We start from the raw sequence: 5,840 nt of genomic DNA, 5'->3' as shown, positions 1-5,840 counted from the left end.
GACCTACGATACCACAAGAAAATCCCATATATAACCTAGTTATTGTAATATCTCTTTATGAGCTCAACTCTGTTTTCAACTAATTTTGAAACCGAGAAAGGAGAGTAGATTTTTGGGTTAGGTAATACCGCTACTAACCTAACAGCCTCCTCAAAGGATAGGCTTCCTACTTCCTTCTTGAAAAAATACCTACTCGCAGAAGATATTCCAAATATACCTTTACCCCACTCTGCGTAGTTTAAGTATAGTTCCAGTATCCTCTCCTTACCGAGTATCAATTCCATCTCAAGAGCAACTATGAGTTCAAGGTATTTTCTAAAGAAACTCTTTTTAGGTATAAGCATCATAGTTCTAGCAACTTGCTGCGATATTGTGCTTCCACCGTAGTATTTCATATTCCCTATCTTAACATTCTTACTCACCGCTAACATAAGTCCTTCCATATCAACACCCCTATGTCGGTAGAAGTTGTAATCTTCAGCTATTATAAGCATTTTTGTAACCATCTTTGGAATACGTTTGATAGGAACATAATTATGCTTAACTTCCTTCAACCCCAGTTCTCTCTTTCGGTATTCCATAAGAGGTGTAGTTTTAGGATTGTTATACTTCAGATACACAACATAAGATGACGATAGTATTATGAAAATAATATGGAATAAAACTACAACTGCTACTCCGACCAAAACAATCTTTTTTAGCATAATTGCATTTAATGATAATCAATGAAGGTAGAAAAAGTCAAAGTAAAGGAATCCCTAACAACAAAGTCAAAGATTATGAATACAAGCCAAAAGATTAAAAAGACATCACCTACGAACCATACTCTACGAATTTCAGAACCATAACCATCCACATGAAAACTCTACACTCTACCTTCAATGCTTTGGTAAATTCTTATTCTGAAACTTACACTTAAATTTTCGTAATAACAATTGACCTCACTCTATACTTATGGTCTTCCCCAATTTGCTACCAGTATCTTAATCTCAAATTTCCCCGAGTATTACGAATCTTGATCATTTACTTTCTAGATTCTTGTATTACTTACCACCTAAACTACTTGATACCATCAATCCTCTTTGTGTTAGTATTACCCTATCATTCTTTACTTCCACAAGCCCATAGAGACTAAGTCTTTGGATACCATCTCTATATTCTTGAGATACCTTGTCATCAAGTTCGCTGGTAATCAAGTCGTCTATACTTACCTCTCCTCTTTGTGCTAATATATTGAGTAGTATTAACTCCTTACCCCTAGGAAGATAGAAAAGGTTAGGTAAAAACACAACATCGTTAAATTCTTCGTTCATATAATACACTTGAGATCCTGTTATAAAGCCAGCCATAGCAGTAGCTATGACATGAGCCTTAAGCCCTCCTGTCGGATTAAAGAATACTGTATAGCCTTCCTCCTTCTTCTTGAGCGCTATGTATATTAGAATATCTATAAGTCTTGACAAACCTTCCTGAAATTCATCTTTCGCAAAACTAGGATCATACTTAGCTTCGTGGAAATAACCGCTAACATCAAGAGCAGAGTATAGAACATAACCTTTTTCCTTAAGATACTCCTGTATCGCTATTCTACAGAGTTCATTTGAAGCAGTATTCGTTCCAAACAGATACACCGATATGTTTGATGGATTTTTACCATCAACTACTCTTAAGAATGTGTTTAGTTCTGCTGACATTTCCATAGGTTTGGATTTTACGATTTCAACAACCCTACTAATTTCTACCGGATTATTTACTATCTGCTTCCAACGATTTTCGTCAGAGATTTTTATATCTGTGTACAGCCCTTCTTTTGACTTAAGGTTTGTTATTATAGAAACACCGCTACTTATTATGTGAAACTCCTTGTCTTCCATTTACTACCTCCTACCACCTAATACTAAATATCAAATATTCCATATCCTAGCGCAGTTTTTGCTCCTATTCCGTGCTCTTTGAGTGCTTCCTCCAGAAGCAAAGTTGCTTTGTTCAGTAGGTTATTGTCTTTTGAAAGTAAGCAGAATTGGAACTTGGTTTTACCGACTGTTAGGAAGGTTATAGGGTTTGGGTTTTGACAGTCTGCTGGGGGTTTATTACCAGAGTAGTAATCAGGATAGTGTGGGTTCATAATGTCTATTTCCAACTTAATCTCATCAACAGGGTAGGCATCCATAAATATGACTTTGCCTTTTTGTTCTTGAGTTCCAAAGATTTCAACTAAATCAGAAAGTTCTATTTTCTCCTCCTTCTCTACTTTCTTGTCCAATAATTGTATTGATAGATTACCATATAAACTACCTTCTTTAAATCCTCCATCCAATCCTTTTGACAATTGTTCTATTTCCTTGTAGAAGTCAGAGTTTTTTTGAGATGAGATTTTATCTGCAAAGCAAGTTAATGCCCAGTGTCTAGTTATACCTTTTACTGCGCTACCGGGTATGTAAGGAATTCCGTATATGTGATGTAGTATCATTGATGTTTCCTGTGGGTGTGATGCTCCAAGCCCTACAACAAGACGCCATTTGGGGATGGCTTCTATGGACTTGCAAGCGTATCCTAAATTCAGAAGAGATTTGATTAAATTTTGAATCCTATCATAGTTTCCTTTTGCTAAATTCTTTAGAGATTGGTAACTTTTCGTATTTGTATTGCTAGAAAAGTGGTTTTTTATGGCTTCAAGATATTTTGTCTTCTCATTACCTTTGAAATCGGGAAGACCTTTTGAATTCTCCCCATACGCTGGTAAATATTTTGTAAAAAGTAAGTATAGGTTAAAGTCAATACTAGAATTGATGTCATAAAACCAATCTTTCATCCCTCTCTTTGATTTATCAATCTTTTCTTTCATCTCAATATTTTTTGCTAGAATATCAGAAGTATCTCTTGGTGTCAAGAATATGCATCTCTTCACTATGAGTATATAATTGTTAGTCCCGCTAGATCTCTGATTGTAATTACCTTGATAACTCATATCTAAACTCCTATTTTCTTATCATCCTTCTATCATTCCTTCCGCAAATCTTTTCAACCATTTAACTAATGACAGAAGTTCCCAAGTTGCAATAGAGTATCCGTATGAGTCAAGGGAAATTATCCATTGTATAAGTTCTATGTTGCTTTGATCAAGTCTTATTGCCACGATGTTACTTTTGAAATAATCCTCAAATTGCTCATACAATAACTTATGCACTTCATTTCCACTCTTTTTTGAATATAAAAAGGCAATACTCTGACCAAGCCCACCGGACATTATCATCTGGGGGATTTTTCTTACAAGAGACTTATAATCTTTTTCTTTTCCACCTAATCTCCCTTTAGCACTCTTCACAAACTCATAAGCCTTTTCTGCTATTCCCCTTTCTATCTTTGAAAACAGACTCTGCTCACTCATAGCAACCTCCACAAACTTATTGATTTTGATGTTTATTTTGATTTTGATGCGGATAAAAATTCACTCTAACGAACCCTTTACCAGTAGTAGCATTTCCCCCAACCTGGATAACCCTAATTTCAGACAGTTTTGATACAAAAGTGCTACATAACGTAGAATTACCTTCAGATTGAGCACTAGAATTTCTTGCATTCCTAAACATAACTAACGAATATAAAATAGTATCCTGTGGAAGATATTCTTCCGTCCATAATCCGCCTCCTTCAGCAGTTCCAGTTTCATCAGAAATTCTAACCCTAGTTACTACCTCTGTTGAATTACTGACAAATTGGGCGAAAGTGTCGTCATCCACTACTACCAAATCTTTATTTAATTTTGACCTCCAAAATTCGTAAAATGAATCGCTTGGAAGAACATTTTCAGATAACCATCCTGCAACTCCGTCAACCTCTTTAGATTCAGAGTCTTTTACCTCAATCGAAAACTCTTCTAGAACTATCTTTTTAGAGTTTCCAGAGTTTATCAATACTCCACAAATACTAGTAATCTTTGCTTTTTGAGACTTATCATCCTTAACAAGACTTGCAAAAGCACGAATAGGGAACTGAGATTCGTTAGCAGGATTTTCAGATTTCGTATTCTTGTCTATCATCATAACATCCCTAACAAACCTCTCAATGACCATTGGGCAGGTGATCCAAGCAAAGACTCCCTTTAGGGATTTTACAGGGAAGAGTAGTATTCTAGCATCAGTTATCGCCATCGCACCAGCATAATCTCCACTATTCTCAGGACCAAATATCGCATTAATTATTGTCTGTCCTACACCAGAATCCTTAAACGCATCCCTCAAACATCCCTTCAGCCCAGAACTTTCAATCTTTGGAAAGTCGGTGTGTCTTTCTCTCTGGATAGGTAGGTCAATGACCCCTATCCCACTACCACTCCCCGCATGAACGGGAGTCTCGGCAATCAGAAACATAATCTTCTTTTCTTTAAACATACTCTAACACCTCCTTATAAGGCTTAAATGTATCTACTAGATATTTCTTTCTATCAAACCTCTCTTCCAAAAACCTATCACTTTCGTCATGGTTGCAAAAGACCTTATATACATACACTTTCTTACTTTCCTCAAAAAAGTAAATCCTATACTGGTTAGATCCATCATCATAAACACGATGACCATTTTTCAATTCAACTTTTTTATGTGTCTTATCTACAAAAATCACGAATTTCTTGAAAACTTTCATCAGCCTCGGGTTGTTTTTAAGATACCTCACCACCTCGTCTGTAACATATATATCCACTTGATTTTTTTCTTTGTACTTCTCTAATATCATTCTACCAATGGCATTAAGTTCAGCAAGACCAATATCACTTGTCCATACTGCAAAACTGAAGTGTTTGTAGAAGTCCGTTTTCATTATTTCATCTAGTCTTTCCTTAGAGTCTATACCATCATACAGTTCTTCAAAGTAGCGAATAAATTTGCCAACCAACTTTAAATCAAAAATCTCCCTACTTATTGGAACTTTGGGTATTTTTATCAGACCGTCTGTGTTTTCAAATATGTAGTATATCGGACATCCGTTAAGTTGGGCTAGCATCGTAACAAAAGGTATGGTAGCCTTAAAACCACCAGTCATGTTAAAGATAATATCAGTCCAATTGTGTTGTGATATCCTATAAACCTCTTCCACTAAATTACCCATACCTCTTTCAAAATCTTCCCTACTTGATACTTGTATTCCTTCTATTGGCTCAACATACACATCTTCTAAGATACGCAAATCCTTGATGATAAAGTCCAAAGCCTTCGCACAAGCATACCCTACAAGAGTATCAGAGCATAAAAGATACACTATGATATCTTCTCTTAATTCTTCTTTTATCTTGTTCAGACTTTTCAGCTCTGCAGAGATTTTGTAAATTTCCTCATCTTCTCTCCCCAAGTCACACTTTTTGTAAGCATCTAAAATGAGATATGTTAGTCTTTTACACTTTTCCATCTTTTGATCGTCATTTTTATTCTCGTAATACCTTAGGTTTGCTATTTCATTTTTTATCCTTTTCATTTCCTCTGCTTCCTTACAGCCTTCTTTTTTTATTAGGTTCTCAAGAATTGATGTACCCACCATCGTTATAATTTTCTTCATACACTTACCCCAACCGCACACAGACCAAAGCCTTGTTTGCCTAGTTCATCCTTACAAAGAGACTTTAAATGTATTTTCTCCAAGATATATTTAAAATTCACATTGTTATCCAACACTTTGAAGTAATAAACACTTCCTACAGGAACTGCCTTTTTCATAGGTTTTGGCTCGCGCTTCTCCATATCCCAACCACCAATCCTTTGATACTTACCTATCACACAGTAAATTAGTTCTACACGAACACCGCAAATACTACCTTCAAGCGTAGATTCATTTACTCCATCTGGTAACCA

The 5,840-nt window shown here is 35.7% G+C and carries 7 protein-coding genes; all 7 read right to left on the bottom strand.

What is annotated here, in order from left to right; all coding sequences use genetic code 11:
- Positions 1–35 precede the first annotated feature (35 nt).
- A complete protein-coding gene (gene mtgA / locus NZ579_08025; protein MCS7299882.1) occupies positions 36–704 on the bottom strand; it encodes a monofunctional biosynthetic peptidoglycan transglycosylase in 669 nt (222 codons plus the stop codon).
- A gap of 339 nt (positions 705–1,043) precedes the next feature.
- A complete protein-coding gene (locus NZ579_08020) occupies positions 1,044–1,874 on the bottom strand; it encodes a putative CRISPR-associated protein (protein ID MCS7299881.1) in 831 nt (276 codons plus the stop codon).
- 23 nt (positions 1,875–1,897) lie between these two features.
- Positions 1,898–2,968 carry a type III-B CRISPR module RAMP protein Cmr6 gene (cmr6, locus tag NZ579_08015; GenBank protein ID MCS7299880.1) on the bottom strand — a complete coding sequence of 357 codons (1,071 nt, stop codon included), beginning with the start codon at positions 2,966–2,968 and terminating at the stop codon, positions 1,898–1,900.
- Between the two features lie 21 nt (positions 2,969–2,989).
- A complete protein-coding gene (cmr5, locus tag NZ579_08010; protein MCS7299879.1) occupies positions 2,990–3,388 on the bottom strand; it encodes a type III-B CRISPR module-associated protein Cmr5 in 399 nt (132 codons plus the stop codon).
- A 16-nt stretch (positions 3,389–3,404) separates the two neighbouring features.
- On the bottom strand, positions 3,405–4,391 hold the full coding sequence (cmr4, locus tag NZ579_08005) for a type III-B CRISPR module RAMP protein Cmr4 (protein ID MCS7299878.1): 987 nt from the start codon (positions 4,389–4,391) through the stop codon (positions 3,405–3,407).
- On the bottom strand, positions 4,384–5,547 hold the full coding sequence (locus NZ579_08000; protein MCS7299877.1) for a putative CRISPR-associated protein: 1,164 nt from the start codon (positions 5,545–5,547) through the stop codon (positions 4,384–4,386). The genes cmr4 and NZ579_08000 overlap by 8 nt, the downstream gene beginning before the upstream one ends.
- Positions 5,544–5,840 (bottom strand): hypothetical protein (locus NZ579_07995; GenBank protein ID MCS7299876.1); only part of this gene is annotated, 297 nt, incomplete at its 5' end. The genes NZ579_08000 and NZ579_07995, both read right to left, overlap by 4 nt.

Source organism: Spirochaetota bacterium (assembly GCA_025061835.1).
Taxonomy (GTDB): domain Bacteria; phylum Spirochaetota; class Brevinematia; order DTOW01; family DTOW01; genus SKYB106.
Note: the sequence above shows the minus strand (reverse complement) of the source record. Positions and strands in the feature narration are given on the sequence as shown.